Annotated in this window: 15 protein-coding genes; 2 read left to right on the top strand and 13 right to left on the bottom strand. The window is 62.9% G+C overall.

Annotated features, from left to right (window positions below; all coding sequences use genetic code 11):
• Nucleotides 1-69: 69 nt before the first annotated feature.
• The gene (locus tag WKW77_RS33910) at nt 70-408 is read right to left on the bottom strand and encodes a hypothetical protein (protein ID WP_340361284.1); all 339 of its coding nucleotides are present in this window, start codon (nt 406-408) and stop codon (nt 70-72) included.
• A 368-nt stretch (nt 409-776) separates the two neighbouring features.
• Here WKW77_RS33910 and WKW77_RS33915 point away from each other — a divergent pair, with 368 nt between their 5' ends.
• Nucleotides 777-1127 carry a hypothetical protein gene (locus WKW77_RS33915; protein ID WP_340361285.1) on the top strand — a complete coding sequence of 117 codons (351 nt, stop codon included), beginning with the start codon at nt 777-779 and terminating at the stop codon, nt 1125-1127.
• Nucleotides 1128-1679: 552 nt separating this feature from the next.
• Here WKW77_RS33915 and WKW77_RS33920 read toward each other — a convergent pair.
• The 12 genes from WKW77_RS33920 to WKW77_RS33975 form a co-directional block, all read right to left on the bottom strand.
• Entirely contained in the window at nt 1680-2567 is an 888-nt protein-coding gene (locus WKW77_RS33920) for an SIR2 family protein (RefSeq protein WP_340361286.1), read from the bottom strand.
• 292 nt (nt 2568-2859) lie between these two features.
• Nucleotides 2860-6477, bottom strand: coding sequence for a DEAD/DEAH box helicase (locus tag WKW77_RS33925; protein ID WP_340361287.1), 3618 nt, complete (start codon nt 6475-6477; stop codon nt 2860-2862).
• A 3-nt stretch (nt 6478-6480) separates the two neighbouring features.
• Entirely contained in the window at nt 6481-7431 is a 951-nt protein-coding gene (locus WKW77_RS33930; RefSeq protein ID WP_340361288.1) for a hypothetical protein, read from the bottom strand.
• A gap of 188 nt (nt 7432-7619) precedes the next feature.
• Nucleotides 7620-8159: a hypothetical protein gene (locus WKW77_RS33935; protein WP_340361289.1), complete on the bottom strand. Its 540-nt coding sequence runs from the start codon at nt 8157-8159 to the stop codon at nt 7620-7622.
• Nucleotides 8160-8224: 65 nt separating this feature from the next.
• A complete protein-coding gene (locus tag WKW77_RS33940) occupies nt 8225-9412 on the bottom strand; it encodes a DUF3322 domain-containing protein (RefSeq protein WP_340361290.1) in 1188 nt (395 codons plus the stop codon).
• A complete protein-coding gene (locus WKW77_RS33945) occupies nt 9409-12810 on the bottom strand; it encodes an ATP-binding protein (RefSeq protein WP_340361291.1) in 3402 nt (1133 codons plus the stop codon). Before WKW77_RS33945 ends, WKW77_RS33940 begins: the two co-directional genes overlap by 4 nt.
• Nucleotides 12803-13507 carry a DUF4194 domain-containing protein gene (locus WKW77_RS33950; protein ID WP_340361292.1) on the bottom strand — a complete coding sequence of 235 codons (705 nt, stop codon included), beginning with the start codon at nt 13505-13507 and terminating at the stop codon, nt 12803-12805. The genes WKW77_RS33945 and WKW77_RS33950 overlap by 8 nt, the downstream gene beginning before the upstream one ends.
• Nucleotides 13508-13536: 29 nt before the next feature.
• Nucleotides 13537-15009, bottom strand: coding sequence for a DUF3375 domain-containing protein (locus WKW77_RS33955; protein WP_340361293.1), 1473 nt, complete (start codon nt 15007-15009; stop codon nt 13537-13539).
• Nucleotides 15010-15093: 84 nt separating this feature from the next.
• A complete protein-coding gene (locus WKW77_RS33960) occupies nt 15094-18567 on the bottom strand; it encodes an AAA family ATPase (RefSeq protein ID WP_340361294.1) in 3474 nt (1157 codons plus the stop codon).
• Nucleotides 18567-19826, bottom strand: coding sequence for a metallophosphoesterase family protein (locus WKW77_RS33965; protein ID WP_340361295.1), 1260 nt, complete (start codon nt 19824-19826; stop codon nt 18567-18569). The genes WKW77_RS33960 and WKW77_RS33965 overlap by 1 nt, the downstream gene beginning before the upstream one ends.
• A gap of 17 nt (nt 19827-19843) precedes the next feature.
• Nucleotides 19844-23038, bottom strand: coding sequence for a UvrD-helicase domain-containing protein (locus tag WKW77_RS33970; RefSeq protein WP_340361296.1), 3195 nt, complete (start codon nt 23036-23038; stop codon nt 19844-19846).
• Nucleotides 23035-24951: a PD-(D/E)XK nuclease family protein gene (locus WKW77_RS33975; RefSeq protein WP_340361297.1), complete on the bottom strand. Its 1917-nt coding sequence runs from the start codon at nt 24949-24951 to the stop codon at nt 23035-23037. Before WKW77_RS33975 ends, WKW77_RS33970 begins: the two co-directional genes overlap by 4 nt.
• Before the next feature lie 63 nt (nt 24952-25014).
• Between WKW77_RS33975 and WKW77_RS33980 the strand changes: the two genes are divergently transcribed.
• Nucleotides 25015-25920, top strand: a complete 906-nt coding sequence (locus WKW77_RS33980; RefSeq protein ID WP_479694176.1) for a helix-turn-helix transcriptional regulator — start codon at nt 25015-25017, stop codon at nt 25918-25920.
• The last annotated feature ends 187 nt before the right edge of the window (nt 25921-26107 follow it).

Below are 26107 nucleotides of genomic sequence, written 5' to 3' on the forward strand. Positions count from 1 at the left end.
GGAAGGGGACTGCCAGCGGGCGCTGGCGCCGCCTACGCCGTCACGGCCCGATGGCCGCGGCGGGGGAATTTACGTGTCGATAGCTGGGGGAGTTTGGGTGTCGTTCGGGGCCTGGTCCTTCGTCGCCACCATGTCGGCGTGCTCGCGTCGCATCCGCTCCTGCGTCTCGGCTGCCTGGGCGAGGAGGGCGGTCAATCGCCGGATCTCGTCTTCCAGTCCGGTGCGCACCCGGTGCGCCTCGATCGCGCGGTCCTTCAGTTGCCGCTCGAGCGTCTCGCGCGCCTGCTGCGATGACGCCAATGCTGCATCCAGGCTGACCCGAGCCTGTTTGAACGCGTCTTCGCGCTGCGCCAACGCAGCCTGCGCCTCCGCGAGCGCAGCCTCACGCGCCTGGAGTTCCTCGCGCACCGATTCGAGCTCTCCGCGCTGGGTTTCCTCGGCCTCGCGCCGGGCCGTCTCCCAGCAGGACGGCAGCCAGCGTTGACGCCGCCTGGCGATGCAGGAAGGTGTCGAGGGATTCCGCGGGGCTTTTCGGCATGGGTGCGCCACATTGTCGCAACAGAGCGGCATATCGAAATTCGAACACATCAAGCGCCGTTATGTCTATTTCATTTTTCATTCTCTGCCCGCCCTGAAAGGGCGCCCGCGCAGGGGAGAGAAGAGGGCGGCACAGGGCGCTGCGGCACCATGACAAGTTGACGCGCCTTGGCCGGTGAAACGCTCACACTGCTTTGCAAAGCGCGGCGCTGTGGCCGCCACCTGCAAGGAGCTCCCCGATGCCGTTCCTCGCGCCCTCCCATGCACGCCTGCCTCCGCTGGACTTTTTGCTGACAGACCAGATGGAGTCACGCAACGCCATCGCCCACCACCTCGGCGTGAGCCTGCGCACCCTGCAGCGCTACCAGGCCAGCGGCAACGCACCCCGCGCCGTCTATTTGACCCTCTGGTTCGAGAGCCGCTGGGGCAGGGCCGCCCTGGACGCGCAGACTTTGAACGAGGCCCAGCACGCACGCGCGTGGGTCGCCTCCTTGGAGCGTGAGTGCGACCGGCTGCGCGGCGTGATCCAGGCCCTTGAGCAAGCACAGGAGGCACCGGCGGCGAATTCAGCGGTGTTTCATGCGAGCTAGTGGGCATTGTTCCGGACCCGGGCTCGTTGAAACGCAGGCGACTGGCCAGAGCCTTGAGCGCTTCGGGAATCCCCATTCGTGCCCGCCGACTGTGCCCGAGAAGCCGAATACCTTCTCTTCGAACGGCTGAAGGCGTACCGGCGAGAGAGGGGCGACGGTTGGCGATCACGCGGCCAGCGGTCATCCGCGACATGCAAGCCAGCCCAAACATGGCTCGACGTTGGATCCCCTTTGTGCGATCAGTAGCGGCGCCCTCATCGGACAGGCCGAGGGCGCCGCGATGGTCTACGATTTCCAATCGTTGAAGCGGTAGGCAGGCAAGCCAGCATAGCAAACGGAGCGGCCGCAGGCTAGGAGGGGTCAAGACTGGTTGCGGTCCTTCGATCTCCCCAACACCTAGGACTGCTCTACAGCCGGTTGCGGACCAAGTCGCCCCACGCCTACCACAGACTGTGAGCTGTCGAACATCTACGGATCACTGAACGACTGCGGCCATCGGAACTCGCCGTAAGAGCCGGGCGCTTGATGGGACGGCGGGGCACGCAACAAACCTCAAGCAGTGGGTGCTTCCAGATTTCCTGTGATGAATTCGTCCCACGCCGGTTCGAAACCGGTTGTGCAGTCCCTCGGAATAACGTCGACCGACAAGACTCTCATGAGCGAGCGTCGACTCAATGCTTGTTCATCTACTTCGCCCATGTACCAATCGTGATAGATGGTCCTGCCCACCGGTAAGCCCTGCGCCTTCTTGCGGGCCTTGTATGTCACGGCCCACCACAGATCGATCTCCGTGTAGTCGAGGCCCAGGCCTGCGATGTGAATGTCATCCCGCAGGAACACGTCCAGCCAAGAGTAAACAGTGCCCGGAACATGGTCGAAAACCATGTTCCCCATCTTGAAGGGGGAGCCGGTCGCGGACTCACGATCGGCGGTGGCGTAAGTGCGCAGCTTTTGCAGGTAGCCGCTGTACTGGTCGTAGCCTAGCGTGATCGTGTTAGGCGCTTCCACTTCGCCGTGGATGTGCCAGACGAATTTTTCGCCCGATGCACGACGCCGAAACACGCTGTATTTGCTCTCGCGCATCAGGTGCGCGTGCGGGTGGTCCTGTCTCGTCGCCTTCTCGAATCCATAGTCGTAGTTGGTGGTGATGATGTGCCGCACCCCCGATGCCATCACGCGACGATGGAAGTCGTTGTACCGCAATCCGTCGACGAGCTGCGCGATCGTAGATTTCATCGCGGCCTCGTCCACCTTCTTGTCATGAGACATCCGCGTCAGCAGGATCTCCTCGTAGACGAGCGCGAAGGGCTTGTGCTTCATGTGTTCGAGGGCTGGAAGGGAAAGCCCCTGCGGCGTGAGCGCACGAAGGACGTTCTCCCAGGACGCGTCATCGTTTGTGACGCGGTTGATGCCATTGCCGATAAGCACGGATGTCGCCATACAGTCTCAAACGCCTTTTGGTTCCGGGGCAGGAGGATCGCCAACGACCCTCGATGCGTCAATCTTCGCTGGGAAGAGGGTGCATACCTTGTCCAACGTCTATGCGCCTCCGGTGCACGAGAGTGGGTCGGTCCCCAAAGTTCCAAAGTTCGGCCAAGTATTCGCGACTGCAGCGGCTGCCCGCACAGCATTCTCGAGCTGGTCGGCGCTTTGATAGTCCATGGTTTCCAGCAGCAGAATGCAGCGCCGGCGGTAGACGTACTCCTCCGGACGGCGAAAATTTTGCCAATCTTCAAACCGAGCGGAACACCCTGCGCACCTTCCAGAGTCCGTCACTTGCCTCCAACTGAAAATCATCCTGGTAGCCTCTTCGCGTGACGGGCTCTTCCGCCGTCGTTGCTAGTTCGAAACCGGAGGCGTCGATCCAGTGCACGGCTCCGGGTCGCCGAATCGGGTGAACGCTGTACGTTCCTCTGACGCCGTTCGTGCCGGTTAAGCGCGCTTGCCGGATTGTCGCTGCAGTGGCCGCTTGGTCGGAGCTCTCCAGGGTCCGCTCCCACTTGAGAAAGTACCGGGGATCAATCCAGTCCTCCCCTTCGATGTCGTCGTACTCGGACTCCATCCACGACTCGAACTCCCGCCGACGATCTGCAGCTCGGTCACGCGTGCCGGCCAAGCCCTGCGCGAGGGCAAACGCAATGAAGGGGTCCAGCGTTCCCCAGCGCAGCATCTCTCTCGCCCAGAACCCAAACCAAGGCAGGCCGGTAGTTTCCCTCCAATCCTCCAGCGACGGGACGGAAGAGGGATCGTTCGAACCTGCTGACCAGGCCTGCGCCACCACCGCACCCACCGCGACGCCTAGCCTGAATTCGAAGTTGTCCGCGACAAAGCGTTGCCAAGCTCTGAGATCGGACGGAATGGGAGCTTCGGAACCAGGGGTCCGCAACCACCATGCGAGTGGGATCTCCCAATCTTGCATCAGTGCTTGGTCGGTAGCGGTTGCTCGCGCGCGGAATCCGAATCCGCGGTCGCTCGCCACCAGTGCGCCAAGCTCCTTGAACACTGCGAGCCGAGCCCGCCCCTGGATCGATCCGTAGTTCCCAGCTGCCGACACCACGGCACGCATCCTCGGTGCAATGTGTTCAAACCGCCGGCCCACATGCGGGGGGAATCCATACTGATAGAGGCGGCGACGTTCCTCGGCGTCACGATAGATCGCATCGGTTATCCCTTGGCCCCTGCGAACGAATGCCTGCTCGAGCCACGCTTCCCGCACTGCCGCGGCATGGCTGAACGAGCGTCGCCAGATGCTTCGAAGCGAGGCTTCCAGGTCTGCCCCTGTCTGACCGCTCGTCTCGCCCATCGCAAGTTCCTCAATCGCAGCCAAGAGGACACCGTCGAGTTCATCGAGGCTGTCAGCGAGCCGTGATTGCTCATCGGTTTGTCCCGTTCCCGCCGTGGCGCTGATCCGGTCGGGTGCCGTCTCCTCAAGCCATTGCAGAAACTGCGCGCCACGGATACCGAGCATTGTGCCCGCGCGTTCGGCAAGTGTTTCGAGCAGCAGCGCAAGGGGGCACAGTGGATCCTCACCAGACTGCTCCTCTTCGACCAGCGCGTCGACAAGGTTGTCGTAGTGCGACCGAATGTCGCGAATCTGGCGCCGTTGCTGCGGCAGTTGCCCGCGAGCAGTCGCCGACGGGGCGGTGGGCAGCGCCACCAGGGTCATGCCCTCTAGCCCGCTCGCGGAACCCGGCCTCCCGGCACGGCCGGCCAGGTTACGGAACTCGGCTGTGGACATCGGCGCAACGGTGGACCGCTGTGTCTCATTGTCGAAGACGCGGCGTGTCAGGTCAGGAACGAAGATCAGATCAAACGGCAGGTTGACACCTTCCGTCAACGTGGCCGTCGCAACAGTGATGGGGCAGATCCTGCGCTCGATCAGGCCCGTCATCAGGCGGCGGAGCCTCTGTGGCATCTGGCCGTGGCTGGTGGCGATGCCATGGTCCAGCAGCGCGACCTCATAGGCATCTTCGCCACAGTAGTCCACGCAGGTCAATCGCGCCTCTTCGAACCGCGCCCTGGCCTCAGGATCGGTGGGAACCTTGAACTTCGGGATGTCGGCCCACGACGGCAGTGCGAGCGCCTCATTGAACCATCTCATCGTCTGCTCTGGCTGCTGGGCCACCGAGATCAAGATCCGTCGGTCGGCTTCTAGCAAGTGCAACGCTGTCCAGAGCACGTTGACCTCGTTATAGCGGTAGATGCTGTTGCGCATCGACGCAGGCAACAGGGGCATGGGCGGTATGCGCAGTGGGATATAGACGGCCTCATCCCGGCCGCGGACATGGAGCATCGCGCCGTTCATCATGTCGACCTGCATGCGTCCTGCACTGCCGGGAGTGCATTCCAACGACCCAATGAGTTGGCGGGTGCTCCGGTAGTTGGTTCCGATGGGCGTGGCATCTGCGTTGCCTTCGACCCACCGCGCCACCGGGCCTGCAGCCCCACCCGCGACCGCCGTCAATGCGATGCGCGCGATGTTCGGAACGCGGGCCAGCAGCCGTGACACGAAGCCCTCAAGACGCAATGCCCGACTGCTGTGCTCTGCGAAGTCCAGCAAGGTTCGGTCGCGATCCTGTGCCACCACTTGGTGCGCTTCGTCCACAACCAAGAGGCGCAGGCGAGCGATGATCAAGGGCCCTACATACCGCATCAAGGCATCGGCCTTCTCCACCGTTGCAACTAAGACGGTCGGACGCTCGGCATTGAGCCAATAGTCGGTGATGCCCCAATCGGTCCCCCCGTACAGACCCGTGACGATCAAATCGTTGCCGAGTTCGCTGACAAGCTTGGCCTCCACCTCCCCTGCAAGTGCCCGGGAAGGCACGAGGTAAAGTGCGAGCGCGCCCATCGACTCGTCCTCGGATGCCAGCATCAGTTCCTTGACGAGAGCCAGATTGGCCACCAGCGTCTTGCCCGAGCCGGTGGGCGTGCACAGGGCGAACGACGAAGACTCCAGCAGGCGATCCAGCCCACGGGCCTGCGATGGCCAGAGGATGCCCCGTCCCCGCCCGAACTGATCGCGCGCGAATCGTCGGAGGCGCGGTGCTCGCTCGGGATTGACGCGCGACAGTTGCGCAATCGGCCCATAGATGCTTGCGGCGCCATAGCCTTTCGCCACCGCCGTCAGCAAGGTGATCAACAGGGACACATCGTCGCCGAACGACCGTGTTGCCAGTTTCTCCAAGGCGGTCAACTTGCGCAGGGCCAGTTCCCAGCGCTCTCGATTGCCTTGTCTCAGGGTGGCGGCGACAAGCCCCACACTGCGCACGATCTCGACTGTGAAGTACCACTTCAGGCGTTCGGGATCCTCATGCTCGAGCAACGACGCCGGCGCGTCGCGGCGCGTCATGTCGGCATGCTCGTTCCAGAACGAAAGCACTTCGTCGATGACTCCGTTGAAGTCGCCCTTGAGGAAAGTCAGGAACAGACGGATACCGGCCTCCGGTGCCTTGATCTGGCCGAGCAGTGCTGTCGACATCGCCGGCAATCCGCCCAGCTGAAACGCGGCACCGGCGAGCAGCGCTAAGGGCGCCATGTCATTGCTTTGCGTATCGGCCCGGGTCAACCACTCGAGCAGTTCGCCCGCCCGGCGGTAGCAGTCCATGGCCTGATCTGATGAATCGCCCTCAACCTCGCGGAAGATCTCCGCCGCATGCATCAACCTCCGCGCATCGGCGAGCAGGTCATCCGATTCGCGCTCCCGCCACTGGATTGGCGGCACGTGCCAAGTGACCTGCAAACCTCGGACGAAGGCACGGGCCTGCTCAGGCAGGAGCCGATTCTTGATGGCCAGGCTGCGACGCAACCGTTCGGCGAGTTCTAGACGTTCTTGGTCGAAGGCTGCCACGCTTTAGCTTCCACTCCACAAAGAATCGTAGATGTCGTCGATCAGCTTCTCCCCTTCGTGCAGGAACACTTCGACCACCTGGAGGTCGTGCGGAGCCGTGTAAGCCGTTGGCTGAGCTTCCCAATCAATCATTGGGTTTCCTTCGCCTCGCGTGGGAAAGTCATTTGCGCAGATCAGCACCAAATTGGTTCTGGGAATCGTCGCCGCGTTGTCGAGCATCAAGGCCTGGTCGATCGAGTGGATCGCTGCAGCAAAGCCTGTGGCGTCCCGCTCCTTAAGTAGCTTTTGCAGCTGGCGCATGCCGTATGGCAGCCGCGTGTCCCGCACATTGAGTTGATGCCAAATCCCGGTTCCGGAATGCACCCTGTTGCCACTTCCGTCGTCGACCTTTTGGCCCAGCAGCATGGCATCCACCACCGACTGTCTCAGCTGCTTGCGCCACTTTGCTTCGCCGGCGAGGTAGCGAACAACGTGGCCCTGTTCATCGAACGCGATGGCCAGGAAGTCGGAACCATGGCGCCCCATGACTTCCCTGGTCAAAGATGAGTCGCGCGCCAGCGTGAACAGGTAGTGCTTCACATCTTCATGGTGTCGAAACAGAAAAATCGGGACTCGCCATTGGTGACCGCCCACATAGCTGTAGTGCTCGGTCAGCATACCGGCCATAACTTCGCCGAACAACCCTCGGCGGGTGGTGGAAGGTAGGCAAGTGGGATAGGTCACATGCGCGCCGACAGAGCCGGCGTCCGGATGAAGATCGATGCAGATTTCCTCGTGGAAGTGTTCGCGGGCATCGAGATGCGCCGATTCAAAGTACGGTCTGAGCGCCTCGACAAGCGCGACGTCGTTAAGGCCGACTTGTTCCAGGAGAAGGTGACCGTAACGGCCGACCGTGGAGGGGTACGCCTTCAGCCATTGATCGAGTGTGTCTCCGGGTACTTGGCAGGTGTGCATGCGGGTCGCGTCTCCATTTCGTGCCAGAGCGGTGCAAGCGGCTCCCGGGCACTAACAAATGGTAACTGAGCACACGCAACGTGACTTCGGGCCTTCCCTGCGTGAAAGGCGCGACGGGGACGATAGGACAGCGCCGGGCTGCAGGCGCTCGCGTGCTGAGCGAGAAAGGGCGGCTATCGCTGCACACCTCAAGTTTGTAGGCGACGCCTGGTCCAGCTACGGCCGAGGGCGCGCTGGTGCGATTGAACGTATGTGTGCACGAACGAATCGAGAAAAGAAAAGAAGACGTCTGTGGCGTAGCCGACCAGGAACGCGATGGCGAGCGGTGAGATCGATACGCCGGCTCCACCGCCCGAGGTGAAGTTCGTGAAAAGGCCCACGACGCCTCCGCCGATGGCTGCAATCACAAACCTAGCGACATGGCTATCGAAGGACATAAAGGTGCGCTCCTTCAGTTGCTTTTGGTATGAGCGCAGCAGGTACGCCAAGGCGCCTGTCTTTTGGGCGAACTGCCGCACCAACTGAAAGGTGGAAATGCGCTGCCTGAGAGCGCCCGAAAGGTTTGCAAGGCCTGGGGCCAATTCGAACTTGGTGCGCATGAGGTCCGCATTCTTCCTCGCGTCTCCGAATGGGTCGTCAACAATGTTCACTACGAACCAGTTGAGCTGTAGTGCCCGAGCGTCGACCGCGCGACTGCCGGCGCCGTTGGAGCCGATGAGCGCGACCATCTCGCCCTTGCCGACCTCGAAGTTCCTGAGTGCGTGAGCCAGAACCTCCTGTCGTGAATTAGGGCTCAAGTATGAGAGGGGATACATATCAGTCGATCGCAAACCCAGCCAAACCCGATCCGCTCCTGTTCCAATCGCAGCCTGAGCTGGTGGCGGTCGAATCTGAGGTCGTCATAGACGGCCGCCTCCTCGATCGTGAGACGCGACAATTCGTGCCGCGCAGGCTTGGGCTCCTCGCCCCAGTGCAAGCGATGCGCGAGCAGCGTCTCCCGGTCCATTAGGAAGGACGCCGCGCGCGGGAAGTAGCCGCGCAGTTGGTCGAGGATGGCGAAGCCGTGGGTGTCAATGTCACCCCAGTAGTGCAACTGGCATCGATGCAGCCATGCGGCGCGCGCGAGCGCCTCCCAACCGTAGCCCGCACCGAAGGCGACGATGGCGCCCGCCATCTCCGGAAAGGCGAGGAAGTTGGTCTCGTTCTCGGTGATGAAGACTCGCTCAACGGGCAACGCCAGCACCGCGAAATTCGCCGCGTCCAAGGTGATGTCGGGCAGCCCTTCGCAGCCCGGCAGGCCGGGCAGTGCCGGGTCAAGCAGACGAAACCGAATCCGGACGGGCTTGTCCAGGAACCCGAATCGGCGAGTGAACTGCGCGACGCCGTTCGCTCCAGTCTCGACGACCTTGGGCGGCAGAGCGAGGTCCAGCAGCTCGGCCAGCACGCCTCTCTGGGCCTCGATGAACTTGCTGTCCACCCCGGGCACGTCGACCTGGCGCAGGTAGACACCCGGGCGAGGGTGGGCTTGCAGCCACGCGACGACGGCCAACAGACGCTCCCAGCGATCGGCCAGGTCCAGCGCCTGGATCGGCCGTCGGGACAGCCAGCCCAGCAGCGCAGGCTGTACGGCCGCCGTCTGTTCCCACAGCACCTCGAAGCGCTGGGCCTGGCGTGCCTTGCCGATGAAGGCCAAGGCCTCGTGAACCGAGTCGACCCAGATGGCTGCTGGAAGACGCTGCGTACCCTGTACCCGGTGATTCCAATCCCGCCATTCGATTCGAACCTGCGGAGTTTCGGCAACGGCACGCACCCATTCACGCACCGCCTCGAAACGATCGGTCAAGTCCGCCGCACTGGGGGCCTTCAGGTTCATGCGTAGGGGCCATGAAGCGGCGTCCGTGACCGCCGCACGCAGCAAGTCACCGCGATCCCATAAGCGTTGGACCTGGGCGCGCAGGTCCGCCGGCGTGGTCCAGCTCATGGTGCCGCGCCGACCCCAACTGCCCTCGATTCGGCCAACCCTTGCTCCTTCTGCGCTCGGTACTCCTCGATCGACAGACACCGCAGGCGCGAGTCCCGCCCGCCCTCGTTGTGCACGAAACCAACGCTGGCCACGAACGGTTCGATGATGTGGATCTTCTGCAGCGGCGTGACGATCAACAACTGCAGATTGAGCTGCTGGAACAGGCGCAGTCCGTACTGCGCCGACTCGTCCGATCCGCGTCCAAAAGCCTCGTCGATGACCACGAAGCGGAATGATCGCGAACGCACGGCACCCCACTCCAGCCCGAACTGGTAGGCCAGGCTCGCCGCCAGCACGGTGTAGGCCAGCTTCTCCTTCTGGCCGCCCGACTTGCCGCCGGAGTCCGAATAGTGCTCGTGCTCGGCTCCGTCGGCACGCCAGCGCTCGCTTGCCGAGAACAGGAACCAATTGCGCACGTCGGTGACCTTGGCGGTCCAGCGCCGGTCGGCATCAGACAGTCCTTCACGGCCGCGGAACCGGTCGATGATGGCCTTGACCTGCAGGAACTTGGCCTCCGAATACTGTTCGTCGGCCGAGCCCGTCAGCGCGCCTTCGGTGCACGCCCGCAGATCCTGCTGGAAGTCGCGAATCTCCGCATCCGGGCTGGGCTGCGCCACCAGCTTGATGTACCGGCCGGGGTTGTAGTCGATGGCCCGAAGCGACTGGTTGATGAAGTCCACGCGCTCCTTGATGGTCTCCCGCTCGCGGGCGAGCTGGGCATTGAAGTTGGCGATCTCGTTGATGGTGTTGACGTTGAGCAGTTCCTTGAAGCGCGCTTCGAATCGAGGCAGGTCGTCGCCTTTCAACCCGGTGAGCATCCGCTCGTACTCCGGTAGCGCCGCCAGGCTCACGTCCATCTCGACAGCCTCGGCCTTGAACTCTTCCTTGAATCCGCGCATGGCATTGACGATGCGCTCGGTCAGACGGCCTAGACGCTTGTCCTCCGCGTCGATGCGCTCCTGCAGCCACTTGCGCACGTCCTGTTCACGGTTGTCGCAGGACTCGACCGACAGCTGATGCTCGCCCAGCGCTTGAGAGCGCCAGACATTCAGACGCTCGATTTGTGCATCGGTCAGCGGCGCGTCGTCCCAAATGCGAACCGTCTGATTCAGCAGTTCTTGCGCAGCCGCATGCTTGGCTCCGACCTCTGCACGCTTGTCCCGGGACTCATCGCGCTTGCGTTCTGTATCCTTAAGCTGGTCTTGCACCGCTTTGAGCTGACGCCCCAGCTCTTGCAGTGTGTTGGACGCTGCTTCCAGCCTCGCACGTTCCTCGGTGAGTGCGGCAATCTTGCGAGCCGTGCTCATCCAGTCGATGTCGGCGAAGCGCGTGAACTCCTCCATCTTGCTAAGGGCATCCAGCCTGCCTCGCAGCTCCGTACGCGCTGCCTGGATCTCACCGATGAGTAGCCCCAGCGTGGCAAGCCTTTCCTCCTGTCGCTGCCGCTGATCGCGCAAGGCGCGCAGCTTGTCGGCGTTGCTCCATCCGAGCACGTAGCGACTGCGGTCGTCGATGCGGGTGCGGTCATCCTTCTCGTGGCGACCGCTCGGGTCCTTGATCTGACCAGCGCGCGTGATGGCGCGGGCCTCGCGGCGAAACTGCTCGCCCGTGTCGCAGCAGGCAACGTCAAAGCGCTGGCGAAGCTCCTGTTCCAGCCACTCGTAGTGGGGCGAATCCGGCTTGATGACGAGCTTGCGCACCAGCGACTGCGGATGCAGAGCCGAGCCCTGCGCAGCCTTTCGCGGACGCACATGGAAGTACACCAAGCGGGCGCCCAGGTGCTGACGGTCCACCCAGTCCGCAACGGCTTTGTATTGCGCGTCCGGGACCAGCAGCGCGAGGCCGAAGCCGCGCAGCAGCCGCTCGGCGGCGCCTTCCCAATCGCGCTCGTCGTCACGCACCTGGAGGAGCTCGCCCGCGAAGGGCAGTTCGTCCTCACCGATAGCCAGCGCCGCACACAGCGCATCGCGGATGCGGATCTGGGCGGCGTCGACGTTGCTCTTGCGACGCTGGAGACTTTCGATCTCGTCGGACAAGGCGGTGTGCTCTTCACGGCCCTTGCGGAAAGTGAAGTCCTCCTCGCGCTCGCGGTTGTCCAAGTCGGCAATGCGCTCGCGCAAGCCATCGGCACGCTGGGCAATGCTCTGCTGCTGGGCGAGAAAGCGTGCTTCATCCGCCGGCGCCGCCTCATCGATGCGGGCAAGCAGCTCTTGAAAGCGGTCAGACTTCTCCTGGCGTTGTTCCTTGTCCTGCTCCAGACGGCGAATCTCTGCCGCCAGCTCCTCCAGGCGGTCGCCGCCATTTTCTCGCAGGGCCCGCTCCAGACGGGCGACTTCAATGCGCTCGGTCTCACGCTGCGCGTCCAGGCGCTCGATCTGCGCATCGAGCCGGGCAGCATCATCCGATAGCAGGCTTAGGCGGCGGTCCAGCAGCTCGCCCTTGAGCCGGGCGAAGTAAGGCCGGAGCTGATCGCGAGCATCCCGCCAGCCCTGAATCTCCGCCACCAGCGCCTGGTGGCGCTCACCGTCCCCGACCAGGGGCGCGAGCAAGTCCACCTGCCGCTTGGCCTTGAGCACGGCCTGATGCGCTCGGTCCAGGTCATCGAAGTGGCGGATCAGGGCCTCGATGCGGCTGCCCACGTCGAAGGGCTCCAGCATGTGGCCGCGCACGAACTCGGTGAGGTTGCCCACCGACTTCATCGAGACGGTCTGATGGAACAGCTCCAACGCTTGCTCGTGCTCGATGCCGAAGCGGCGACGAAACCAGGCCCCGTAAGGCGGGAAGCTGTCGAACAGCTCGCAGCCGGCGCCGCGCAGCTTCTTGCGCAGGGCGGTGATGTCACTGCCGAAACCGCTAAAGTCATCGGCAATGGCGAGTGCCCGCTCAGCCGCCACGAATAAGCGCGCAGGCGCACCCTGAGGGTCCTTCAGCCAGAAGACCTGGCCCAGCGTCACGGCTTGGTCATAGCCGTCGTTGCGGAATACGCCGAGGATGACGGAATAGCTCGACGCATCGCGCAGCGCCACAGGCCGCGCGCTGCCAGTGACCTCGTTGCGCTCGCTCTTGTAGTGCCCCAGGACGTAGGAACGCAAGGACCGCTCGCGGGCATCGGCCCCGGCCGCCTTGTTGTAGGCCACGCGATGCGCTGGCACCAACAAAGTGGTGATGGCATCGACCAGCGTGGACTTGCCCGAACCGATGTCGCCCGTGAGCAGGCCGTTGCAGCAGTCGAGCTCGTAGCGCCAGACGCGCTTGTCGAAGGTGCCCCAGTTCAGCACCTCCAGCCGCTGCAGCCGAAAGCCCACCCGGCTGTCGTCGGCCACGAAGTCCAGGCCGAGCGTCGGCGCTTCAAGCATCGGCCACCCCTTTGCCGGCTCCGGCCTTGTCGGTCGATTCGGCAGATCCTGCAGGAAGCGCAGTACGGTAGACCTCCAATCGCGCATCGAAGTCCGCCAGCCACTGCGCGTCGACAAAGGCTTTCAGGATGCGCCGCACCTCGTAGTGGCCTCTGTCCTGGCCACCGCCGGTGGCGGGCTTGAGCCGGCGCAAAAACCCCAGATCGGCCACCTTGGTGAGCGTCGCGTCCACCTGGTCGATCAGCCGGGCTTCGTTCGTGCCATCGGGCAGAAACACTCGCGCCAGCTCGGCGATGTCGTCACGCGAGAGCACGAGCCGGGTGTCGCCACCGCCGACGTCGAACTCCGCCATGCGCTTGCGCAGTAGCGCCAGCATCAAGCTCACTGGGTAGGACAGCGGCCGGCGTGCGACGAGCCTTGGCAAGCGGGGCGCCCCCTCGGACTCGTCCGGGTCTGGGCGGCTCTTCAGGAAGGCATGGCCCTCGGCCTCGTCCAGCACCAGATCGAGCAGCAGCACAGCGGCCTGTTCCCTCACCCGTACTTGCAGGCGCAACAGGCTGTCCCACAGTCGCTCGTCGTCGTCGCGGTAGAGCACGCCCTTGAGCAGGTGCACCATCAGCTGCGACAGCTCGGGCACCGCCGGCAGCGCGCGGGGCGGAGTCTCCACCGAATCGTTCTCGTGCAGCGCATCGTTCATGTTCTTCTCCCTCTGGCCGTCCGAAGCAGTCAGCGCGTGAAGATCACACGGGGCAAGCGCGCCTCGCGTGTCACGGCTTCGCCCGCTGCGTTGCTGGCCTGCCAACGGATCGGTTCTTCCACGGCTTCGTCGACCAGGGCGCGCAAGCCGTCCAGGGCGTCACTGGTTTCCCCGGCGTGGGCCAGCTCCAGGTAGGCCACCAGTTCGGCCAGGCCTTGGTGCAGAGGCTCGGCATCCAGCAGGTCGCACAGCGTGATCTGCGGCTGGCGGCGTAGTGCGCGTTGCACGGTCGACCGCAGGCGCGCCTTGTCCACCACGATCTGATCGAACAAGCGCGCGGTGTCGATGTCGTCCTCCCCGGCTATGAGCGCCAAATCGGTGAGACGCGGCTTCGCGCTCGGCGAGAACAGGGGCCGCTCCAGCGGCAGTTCGATGTCTGCCGCCATCGCGTCGATGTGCATCACCGTGCCGGAGGGCGTGGCCTCGCGGAGGCTGAGCGCCTTGCTTTCGATTCCATGCAACAGGTCCAGGATGCGGCGGTTCTCCAGAAAGGCCCGGTCGTCCAGAAAGCGGCGCAACTGCTGCGACAGCTGGGCCACCGTGCGCTGCGTGTGTTCGCCCGCCTCCAACCAGTCGTGGTGCAAGCGGCGGGTGCGCGGCTCGGGCTTCAGCGCCACCACGGCGGGAAGTGCCACCACCTGATCCAGCCGCTCGGAAAGTTCCTCCTGCCGCCGGCTGGACATGAGGAAGTCCCAGAAGGCGCGAAAGCTACGGCCCTGGTCGGAGTCGCCGATCGCATCGCGCTCGCCCATGATCTCGTCGAGCAGCGCACCCTTGGCACCTTGCCACAGTGCGATCTTCTCGCGCACCTTGCGGTCGAGCAGGCGGAAGTTGTGCTCCACCTCGCGGAAGTCGGCCAGCAGCTCGCGGGCGAGTTGCTGAAACTGCTGGAAGCGGTCTTTGACCGCCGTGTCGTCCAACAGCGGCAAGTCGCCCGCCAGAACGCGGGCGATCTCGGCGTCCAGCTCATCGCGCTTCTTGCGCAGGTCGTCCACGCGCTTGATCGGATCGGCCTCGGTGCCAGCGCTGATCTGCTCCAGCAGCGCGAACAGCGTCAGCAAGCGCGACTCAGTGCCCACGAACGGCCGCTCGGTCAGCGACAGCAGCCAAGCGACGGCCTTCTCGGTGGCCGGCGTCAGGTCGAATTGCGCCTCGTCCGTGCCAAGCTTGTAGAACTTGCGCAGCCAGCCCTTGTCGGGCGCGACCCAGTCGTTCAGGTACTCCAGCGCGCTCTTAGGGTAGGCCTCCGGTCCCAGCTGCTCGCGCAGGGAAAACAGCTCGTCCTCCAGCGCCTCGGCGAGATCGGCCTCGCTCATGAGCCGCACGTTCGGCGAAACGAACACCCGGTATAGGAAGCTCGCCACCAGCGTGGCATGCGGCGAGGCCAGCATCCGCCAAGCGGGGTGGCGGTCGCGCAGAACGCTGAGGGTGGCGTGGTCCATCGCTGGGGCTACAGTTCAGGTTGGGGTGACGAGGTTGAGCGATCTTTCGGCGCGGAAGTACCCCAGTACGGAGAGCATCCACGCTCAGACGAGAGCTTCCTCATTTTCAAGAATTCTGACGTTCACGTGAGAAAACAGGTTTCGGATTACAGGCAACAGGTGCTCCTGGTGACTAAGGAAGATGACCTGCGTCTTGGTCGAGAGCGCGTATAGAGCCTGCAAGCCTGCCTGCGATCGTTTGTCGTCGAAGTTGATGAACAGGTCATCGGCGATGAAGGGTACTGGCGCACCCTGTTCCGTCTGCAGCTCCAAGGCTGCGATGCGCAGAGCAAGGAACAGCTGGTCGCGCGTTCCGTCACTGAGTCCCGAGACCTTTACGGACTGACTATTTGGCCGGTACGCCAGAAGAGCCGGTGGGTTCTGGTCGTAGTCGATGCGCAGTTTCTCAAAGGAGCCACGCGTCAGATTCTCGAAGACTGCGCTCGCGCGCTGGAGCAGCGGCCCCTGCTTTCGGTCACGGTACCTGTCTACGGCCCACCTGAGCAGGCTGCCCGCCGTAGCAAGCTGCAGGTACTCCTCCCCAGAGTCGGACATCTCCGCGAGCGCTTCTTGCTTCTGCGCTTCGGCAACGGCGGCCTGGTCTCCTCCGTTGATAACATCGAACGCCTTGTTTGCGGCAAGCTGCGCCTCCAACAAGGTCGTGAGCCTGGTGTCGGAATCCAGCAGCTGGTCTCTCAATGTCATGACCTTCCCCGCGGCGTCCGCTGCGGGATGGCTCGCAACTTCGGCGCGAATCTCCTCGAGCGAGAGTCCATCGGAGCCCTTCTCCAGGTCGGCTCGCGTCGCAGCAAGCGTAGCCTCGGCGTCTGTCTTTCTCCGCCACCGCTCAACGAGCGGAAGCGCCAACATGGGGTCATCAACATGCGCCACTTTGAGTAGCGGATCGAGACTGCGCTTGGCTTGAGTCAACTCCGACTTCGCATCATCGAGCTGCCGTTCGACCTCGTCGAGGTGCGTGCGCGCCTGCTTCCGCCTGCTGGATTGGCCCTTTGCTTCTTCAAGTCGTGCGTTGAGAATGCGCGACAATTCCTCCGGAGCGCTCTGCATCCAGTCCGGCGCAAGCGCGGGAGCAAGCGAGTCAGCAGCCTCCTTGAGCTGACCAAGGTCGGCCTCCATTGTCTGGATGCGCTCGGTGCGGTGAGAGGTGACCTTCTCCAGGCGTTGGCGAATAAACTCGGCGGCCGCAACGGCAGACTCAACCTCTGCCACGTCTTCTCCTACACCGGAAAGATTTGCGCTCGAGCGAGCCTCTTTCCAGTCCGCGTTCCACTGTTCGACGGCAGTCGTCTTGGAATCCTTGGTCTTCTTCGCAGCCCTCAGGGCCGTGTGCGCGACTTGCAATCGGTGCTCCAGGTCTTGCCGGCGCGTCGAGGCGAGTTGGGCGCCCCTGATCTGTTCGTCAGCCGTAGCGCAAAGCGCCGCCAGCCCGGTCGATTCGCTTACGGCCAATTTGGCTTTCAACATGGCGTCCGACAATGCACGGCGTGCCTGCGCCGCGTTGTCGCGTTCAAGATCGTAGTCGTGCGTCTTCTTGGCTGCGTCGTCGGCTGCCTGCAACGCAGCCTCGCGCCTGGCAACCCATTCCGGTAGGTCGTCGAGGTCCATTCCCTGCAGCCCGATGCTGGCGGCATCTTCAGCCCACTGCGCGTCGAACTGCGCGAGCTCCTTCTCCTCTTCTTTGACCGTATTATCGTGGCGACTTTTCTCGCTCTTCGACTTCTCCAACTGGTCGTGAAGGGCTTGCAGTTCGGCCGCGTCGGTCTCGGAGAGCGTGCGCGCATCACTGAGCTCGTCTGCGAGACGGATGGCCACATCGAACTGTGAGGCGCCAGCCGCTAGCGAGACAGTTCCGGCCTTGATGGCTCCCCATTTCTCGTCGCGCTCGTGCCGAGCACCAGAAACCTGGGCGACAGTGACCACTTTGCGTGAACGCTCGAACTGGGCAATTTCTAGTTCGAGGTCTGCTGCCGTCGCTTCGCTTTGTTTGGCCAACGAGCGCGCCACATCTGCGGCTTGCGCGAGCTCCTGGCGTCTGTTCCGCAGCGCCGTCACTCGCTCGGGCGACGGCAGCTGCATGGAACGCAGAGACTCCTGCGTGAATTCCTGCCGACCCAACGCTGCAAGCGCGTTCCGGGCGGTAGTTTGCGCCAGGTTCATCGTGCTTTGAAGAACCTTCTGCTTGGATTCACTTGTCTTGTATGGAAGCGCGTGCTCAAGCGCCTCGACGAGTTGCGGGTCAACGGTCTCTTCTGCAGCAGAAGCATCGAGCTGCTCTTTCAGATCGTCGACTGCAATCTGCCGCTCTTCCTCACTCTGTTTTGCGGCGCGCTCGTCTGCCAGAAGGGCACCTCTGGTCTTGAGTAAAGCACCAATGGCACGAAGCACCCTGTCCTTGGGCAGGCGGTTGCGAACTTCCTCTTCACTCTCGCCCCAGCCAAAATCCGAACTTCGGACGAGCACCTCCTTCAGCCAGTTGTCGACCTCCCCACGGCGTAGTAGGAGGTCTCTGCCGTGATTGGCGTAGAGACCGCATAGCTTGGCGAGCCTCTCGATGTCTGCCGCCCGCTCAAGCACCGTCCCCTCCACCTCGATCGCGTCGAAGTTCTGCCGACTGCGAGCAACATCCTCTTCACGCGTTTGAAGCTTTGCCGCAGCTGAATTCATTTCAGCGATGCCGGCGTCCAGGGTTTCCCTGGCGCTGGGCGGAAAAGGAGTCGTCTCGCCCATTTCCGTGAGTTCCTCCCGCACCCTGGCCAGCCGCTCGACCAGTGGCGCCAGTCGACGAGCACGGTCCCAAGATGTCCTCTGCAGTTCGAGTTCGCGGCGGTTCCTGCGCTCGGCCTCGAGGTTATCGTCGGCAACCTTGAGCGCGTCGCGAGCTTCAACCCACTCCTTCGTTCGTACCTGGACGTCCTTGAGCCTCTTCTGCGCATCCGTGAACCGGTCAGCCGCCTTCGCATATTCACTGTTGCGTCCCCGATTCGTGAACAGTTGACCCGCCCGATCTCCCAGAGCCTCTCGGACTGCGGCAAATCCCTCGAGCCCCGACGCAGCCTGGAAAAGAATCTGACTGACGGAGTTCCTTGGATCCACGATGCCTTGCCCTCCCTTCAGGAGGCGCTCGTGGTCCAAGCAATGCAACTGCTCGAACGTCTCTTGTGTCAACGAGCCCAGAACAGGCCCCAGATAACTCTCCGGTAGCGAATCGTCAGATAGCGAGCGCAGGGACTTGTGCTGCTTCGTCCGGACGAAGGCCAACTTACCGGCCTCGGTCGCAAGTACTCCTGAGAGTTTCAGGTCGCTCTGCGCATGCTTGAACCCGAGGGGAGATCGCATCTCCATGCCAAAGAGCAACTCCGTGATCGCTCGCCGTATCGTGGACTTCCCAGCCTCGTTTGGACCAATGATCACATGGAAATCGTGGGTCGCCTGAGGAAGGGCGAGCCTGTAGTCGGTGAACTTGCCGTAGGCAACCAGGTTGAGCTCTTCGATGCGCATCACAACACCTTCGAGCTGAGCTGGGCAAGGAGGCTGGGGGCCACCTCCTGCACGAGGTCGGCGAAGCGCTTTTGCCGCACGAGTGCCAGCAGCGGCACATCTTCGTTGACATCGTCGGAGACCTTGTTCAAGAACGGCTGCAACTGTTGCTGCAGTTCCTCGAGGAACTCAGGGTCGGTGCCAGCTTCATCGAAGATGGCCCGCAGTTCAGTAAGGGCCTCACGAGACTCCCCTGCGGCCTGTGGCGTGTCCACGGGGGTTGTAGAAACCCTTACTTTTTCCACCCAGATCTGCTCCGCATCTATGGCGGCCGCTTGTGCGAGCACCTGCGCCCGGAGCGCTGCAGCGCTTCCAAACAGAGCGCCATGCAGGCGCGTCTTGCCCCCGAGGATCACACGCACTGCGCGGGGAACATCGTCAGCTTCCAGCAAACTTGTCAAACCTTGACCGACCTTGCGGGCGACGTCTTCGAAGGTCGCGCACTGACTAACGTCGACATTCACGACCTCCCAACGCAGGACATCCAGATACAGCCGATCAACCACTGAATGACCAGAGTCGCCTACGGTAATCGAAACGGCGCCCTTGCGACCCGTCTCACGCACGTGTCTGCCCTGAAGATTTCCTGGGAACACGATGGTCGACGGACCTTCCCATTTTTGGTACTCGTGCACGTGGCCCAAAGCCCAGTAGTCGTACCCTTTTGCGTGCAACTCGTCGACAGTGCAGGGGGCGTAGCTCGCGTGCGCCGCATACCCTTGCAGGGCGGTGTGCAGGACACCGATGTTGAAGTACCCGTCGACTCTGGCCTTGTAGCTGGCCGCCAGGTTGTCCTCGACCGCGCGATTGCTGAAGCTCTGACCGTGCAGGGCGACTTTCAGCTCGTCAATCTTGTGCACGTGCGCCGACCGGGAGTTGAAGACTGCCACGTTGTCAGGCAACGCAAGCCTTTTAGTCATTTCGCTATCCGCATCGTGATTGCCGTGCAGGACATACGCCCGTATGCCCGCCTTCGCAAGCCGTCCCATCTGGCCTGCGAAGAAAATGCCGGTGTTGTAGTCCCGCCAGTCGCCGTCATACAGGTCACCGGCAAAAACGACGAATGACACCTTGTCTTCAATCGCCTTCGTGATCAGCTCTTTGAGCGCTTCGCGCGAGGCATTTCGCAGCTGGTCGACCGGCGCGTTCTCATAGGCGCTCAAGCCTCGGAGCGGGCTGTCCAAATGGATGTCCGCCGCGTGAATGAATTTGAAACCCATTTTTGATAACCCGTTTCTTATTGGTTGGCCAGCGCCGAAACCTGAACACGAACTGCTCGTGCCGACACTGGGAAGAACAGCCACTTCTCGTTGACGAAACGGCCCGTCGCATGACGGAGTGCTTCAGCGTAAGACTCGAGCTGGGGCCCGTGCTCATTGACGAGTTGCTCGTCGTTGGCGGCTCCGCGCGGATTGGATTTGTGGTCGATCAAGACCCAGCCTTCGGGCGTATCCACCAACAAGTCGATACGACCGCGCAGACGCTGGCCATTCGGTCGTTTCGCCTCAATGGGCACCTCCACGTGTACCGCGCAACCAGGCCAGCGCTTCTCGACCCATCCGAGTAGCGCCTCGACCTGAGCCTTCACGGCGTCCTTCGATACCGCGTGAGTCACCTCCCATCGCTCGAGCACCCGGTCGATGTCCGCGAGTCGAACCTCGCCAGCGACGCCCGCGCAAGCGATACAGTTGTGCAGGGCAGTTCCGAGCGTGGCCATATCGACCGCCCCGGCAATCGCGATGCGAGTTCCCACACCCTGGCTCTCGGCGACCACGAAATCGCCGCCATGCGCGCTGCTTGGTCGAAACCAGAGCTCTTGCGCTCCCGATAGAGGTTCGGGCGTGAACCAGCTGCGCTTGACGCTCGGCGGGGCAGGGGGATCTTCCACACACTGAGCGGCCGAAAGTTTCAAGGTCGCGCGTACGAGCTGCTTTCCGCCGGGAAGTGCCACCGTCCCGCTGTCGCCAAAAAGCAGGGCTGAGGCCTGCAGTTCGTCCACCCACTTCCTGGCCGGGCCGGACTTACGCTGGCCCGCCATGAGAATGAGCGCGTCACGCGGCCTGGTCATGCCGACGTAGAAAAGCCGCTTGTTCTCGTCGACGCCTGCCTTGACCATCTGCTGCCCAATCTCGGAAGATTCGGCATTGACCGCAGCTTGCGGCGCAGAAAAGTGCGGACCGTAGGCGTTGGGCCAGTGATGCACGAAGCGGTTGAGCAAGGGTTGCTGAGCATCGAACGGCCCGTTGGTCCGGGCGCGTACGCCCCAAAGTTCATGGCGGGCCCCGTCGTTGAGTCCCGCGAGCACCGTGACCGGCCACTCGAGCCCCTTGGCGCCGTGGTACGTCATCACGGTGACGGCGTCTTCCGAACTGACCGCCCGTTGGTCCTTGCCCGCTGCTGCTAGGTCATTCAGCCAGCGAAGGAGTCCTCCGACTGTTGCTGGCCGCCTCGCAGCCATGCATTCGTCCTCGTACGCGGTCGCCAATGCGAGAAGTGCTTCCACGTTGGCAATGCGGCTGCGCGCCTCGAGCGGCGTGCGAGACCATTGGTTCGAGAGCTTGGCCACATGCGACTCAGCCACAGCCAGGCGCAGGGCCTCGGAAGGCGTGAGCGACAGCAGGGCAGGGCGGGCCGCCTCGAGCCGCGATACCAGTGGGTGAATGTCGTCACCGACTGCCTTCCATTCATGGGACGGCTTTTGGGCATCAAGATGGTCGAGCCGGTCCTTGAGCCACTCGTCTGGCGCCATGCCGTCGGCCAGCGCCAGGATGAGGGCGGTCGCGGCAGTATCGGAGGCGTCATGCATCCGGCGCAGGCACGCGAGCACCAGCAGGGCCTCTGGCGTCTGCAGCAGTCCTGCGCGTGGGCTCGCAACAGGAATGCCCCATTGCGAGAGGGCCGCTACGGCCCAGGCCACTTGCACGTGCTGACGGCAGAGCACAGCGACATCTCCAGGCCGTATCTGCCGGAGCGTCCCGTCCTTGTCGGCCACCAACCTGCCACTGGCCAGCAACTGGGTCATCGTGGGACCCAGTCCGTCGAAATCGAGGTCGTTCCTGGAGCTTTCGAATGACCAGTTGTAGAGCGTGGGTTGACCAGGAATATCTTCGCGATACGCGTTGAGCTTGACGGCCTCGGGCGGCAAGTCCGGCGCGAAGGCTGGAATAAATACCGCGTTGGCCAACGAGACAAGGGCCGGCGTAGAGCGACGGGAGGTCGTCAGGGCTTCACCGAGTTCTCCACCCCAGTCGGGCAGGGCAGCGATCACTCCGGCTACGAGAGAGGCGTCCGTACCGCGAAAACCATAGATGGCTTGCTTGGGGTCTCCTACCCAGACTGACTTCTTGGAAATCTTGGCCAGTTCCACGAAGAGCGCCAGCTGCAGCGGCGACGTGTCCTGGAATTCATCGACCAGAACCAAGTCCAGCTCACCCCGCAGCGCCGAACGGACTTGCTCACTCTCCTGGAGCGCGCGCAGGAGGAGCACTTCCTGGTCAGAGAAGTCAACCGCACCCATTTCCAGCTTGGCCTGTTCATAGGTGAGCAGCGTCTTGGCGGCGAGGCCAAACACCAGGTCCAGATATTCGCGCACATCGCGGTGAAATTCGGGGTGCCGCTCATGAGCCTGCCCTGCGTCGTTGACCGGCTGGAGCGTTGCCGCGGCCTTGGCCCCAGCCTCGACCTTGCAGGCACCAAGCCAGTTCGCCCAGGTCCAGTCGTTACCACTGAACGCGCGCAGAAGGCTATGGAGCTTTTCCAAGCCTGTACGCTCGTTCTTGTTGACCTTCTCGGCCTTGGCGTCCCGGCTTTCGATGGAGCCGCGAATCTGCGCTTCCGCGTTCAGCAGCGTCTCACGAAGCCTGGCAGTGTGGTCCACGTCGGATTCCGGCTTCGGCCAGTTGCCGAGCATGAGGTCTGCATTGTCCTTGCCCATTCCGGCGAGTGCGTCGGCCGAGATGTCGTTGGCTCGCGCCGCGCTCACGATTTTTCCAATGACCAGGCTCCAGTCGCCATCCTCGATGGAGAAACGACGCTGAAATTGCGCCAGATTCGCCCTGCTGCGCGCGTCCAGTGCATCGTCAATTGCGGTCTTCAAAAGCTTGCCCGCGTGCTCTTCGCTCAGAATGGTCTGGTCCGGCGAAATGCCCACCTCGAAGCAGAAGCGCTGCAGGAGCTGTCCGCAGACCGCGTTCACGGTACCGATTCGAGCTTGGCCGATGGAGGAGACGAGGTCCAGCCGCCCATCACCCAGCAGGCGATCGCGCACGCGCTCTCGCAGCTCGGTGGCGGCCTTCACGGTGAAGGTGGTCGCAATCACGGCTTCAGGGCGAACCGGATTGGACTTGTCGCGCAGGGCCTCGGACAGAATGCTCGTGAGCCGGTACGTCTTGCCGCTACCTGCGCCGGCGCTGATGAATTTGATGGCGTTCATGGCTCCCAGCCTCCCAGCAAGGTGAACTCTTCTGCGTAAAACGGTCCAAGCTTCTCGACGGGCAGCGTGCCTTCGTCGCCCTGGTATTCCTGTAGGTCATCCAGATAGGGTACGAACTCGATCGTTCCCGCCTTCCATTGACCCATGCGCCATGACCACGAGGCTTTGGCCTGCTCAAGCAGCTCGTGCGTCGTGACGCCGTTCCTGGGCGAGCGCACTTGAGCGGTCGGGAAGACGTCGGGCGCAGTGACAAACAAGTCGCCCCTGTCGAAGACGAAATAGCCCAGAGCCGCCGGCTTGATTCCGTGCTTCTGTTCTGTGAGGTGGGAATAGAGGGCAAGCTGCAAGTACTTGCCCTCCGAGAGGACTTCGGCGAACCACTTGCCACGTGTCCACTTCAGGTCCAGAGCCGCGATCCCCTTATCTGCAAAGTACGCGAGCAGGTCGATCCGGCCTCCGAGCTCGACCGTGCCGAGCATCCCCTTGAAGTGAACCTCTGTCTCCACACGCACGGCCTTTGCGCTTTGCAGGTGGTGTAGCAGCGCACAGATGGCGGATCCGCACACCCGCTTGAAGCGCGCCTCCGTCACTCCGGCACCCTGCATGAGCAGGTTGATACCTTCGGCGGCGAGCAGCCCATCCACCATGCCGTCGAACCACGCCAGGGTTTGACTGTCACTCCACGCGAGCGCCCCTTGCTGTTGGAAGAGCAACTCGACGACCCGGTGCGCCAGATTGCCGAGCAGCGTGTTTTCCCTGCTCGCCCACAAGGACGCACTGGATTCGAGGGCTGCGACGTTGCTCACCGCAGCGACTGCCGGGTTCTTGAAAAGCAGCTCCAGCGAGGAATACGACTGTTCGGCTCTGCGCGGCGCGATTGGTCGGCCCAGCTCGATGTATCGCTCCGCAGGCTTCAGGAGGACGTCCTCCACCGTGTGTGAGATGACATCCTGGTGGGCGCCGTAGATGGCCTCGTCGATTCGCTCGACCTTGATGCCGGGGGCGAGTCGCTTGATCAGCTGGCACAGGGGGTGCTCCTCAGCGCCCGGGGGCGGAAGGACGATCGCGAACTTCTTCCTGGCAGCGAGAAGTGGCCTGAGCCACTGCATAGCCAGGAGTTCGAGTTCCTGACGCGGATCGCGCAGTTCCACACCCAGTACCTTGAGCGCCGCGACTTCTTCGGTCGACCATGGCAGGGGCGCGGGCAGAGCCGGCGTGGAAGGCATCCACCAGAGCACTTCGTCGGCAGCCTCGATGCACGTGTCGGGCGTAGTCGCGGACTTCAGGCAACCCATCTGGGCAACCGCTGCCGGATTGCCGGCACCACCGGGAGTCGATGTGGCCAGAAGTTGCTCGACCTGGCGCGGAGTGAGCGCGGGCACGCCCTGGCGCTTGAATTCGGCAAGCCCTTCGAGGACGGCGGTGCACTGATGAAGTGCGGCGGACACTGCGGCCGCCGCGTTGGCATCCTTTCCGGTCGCGCGGCGCTGGAGCGCTCCGCGCACCTTTTCGGTCCGGCCGATGAGCGCGTCGAGCGGAGTGCCGTCCTTGCGAGACCAGCGCTCGCCCTCGAGCCAGTACGCAACTTCATCCAGCATGGCAGGGCCGCCTTCCCATCCCCCGATGTCTGTTTTGGCGCGAGCCCACGCGTCACCACCGAGGCCGGGTTGGTCAGAAAAGGCACGCGCAAGCCTCCCGCGGGCACGGCGGCTGAAGGGACCAAAGGGATGCGACAGAAACTCGACCAGCCGCTCGACATGAACGGGTGCCCAGCACATCTCCAACGCGAGACCCAACGCCTGAAGCGCGGGGCGCAGGTCGCTGGCGCTATTGAACCCGCATGCCGGAAAACCGGTCGCCAGGAACGTCGCATCGGAACCGCTTCCTTCCACATGTTTCAATGATCGCGTCATCACGTACAAAAATTATACGAATAAAAATACGACTGAAGTACTGGTTTTTTGTACAATAGACCTATGCGGCCTCGTATATCTGACCCAAGTCCTGGTGCTGCGGAGCAGCCGACTGCGCGCTGGAGTCAAGGCCGCCGCCTTGAGTTTCTGGACTTCCGGTTGCGGTGGGAGGGCCGAATCAATCGAAGCGATCTCACTGACTTCTTCGGCATCTCAGTCCCCCAGGCGAGCCTAGACATATCCAGATACCTCGAGCTTGCTCCCGGCAACGCCATCTACGATCGCAGCTCCAAGGTCTACCTCGCTACCGACCAGTTCAAGCCGCTGTTCCCGTCCAACGAACCGTCGCGATACCTGAACGAACTGCTTGCTCGGGAATCGGGGGTCCTTGCACCGGAACTCAGCTTCCTAGGCTGGACGCCTCCGACTGCTGTTGTTGCCGCGCCAACAAGGCAACTCCATCCCGCCACCGTTGTTGCGGTCCTCGCCGCCATCCGGCTGCGGGTGTGCTTGAGAGTCGTGTACCAGTCGATGAGTCCAGGCGAGCCCAAGCCCCGAATCATTGCGCCACATGGGGTCGGATTCGATGGCTACAGGTGGCACGTGCGTGCGTTCTGCCACACTCGCAACGAGTTTCGTGATTTCGTGATGGCCCGAATGCTGTCCGTCGAACTCATCGAGGAGGCCGGCACTGACGGAGACGATGACCAGCCCTGGCGTCGATTTGTTGACCTTGTGATCGCGCCAAATCCCAGATTGCCGAATTCCCACCGAAAGGTCATCGCACTCGACTACGGGATGGAGAACGAAGAGGTCACGGTGCGATGTCGACAGGCGCTCCTCTTCTATTCGCTGCGCCGCCTTGGGCTTTTGGGCGAGGCCGCGCGCGACCCGCAAGTTCAGCAAATTGTGCTGAAGAACCGCGCGGCAATTCTGGGGCTCCTGCCACTGGCAAAGGAGGGGCCCTGATTTCACGAGCATCTGCCCTCGCGAACGACAAGGCGCAGGACGTGACAATCAAGAAACTCACGCGAGGCAATCCCACTGCGGATTTCAGCGATCGTAGCCGGGCATTTCAGTCTGATCGTAGCCGGCGATTCAGCGTGATCGTGGCCAATGGAGGCACACGCGAGTGAAGGGTTGCATGGTATCTCAG

The sequence above is a fragment of the Variovorax ureilyticus genome (assembly GCF_037889935.1).
Classification (GTDB): domain Bacteria; phylum Pseudomonadota; class Gammaproteobacteria; order Burkholderiales; family Burkholderiaceae_C; genus Variovorax; species Variovorax ureilyticus.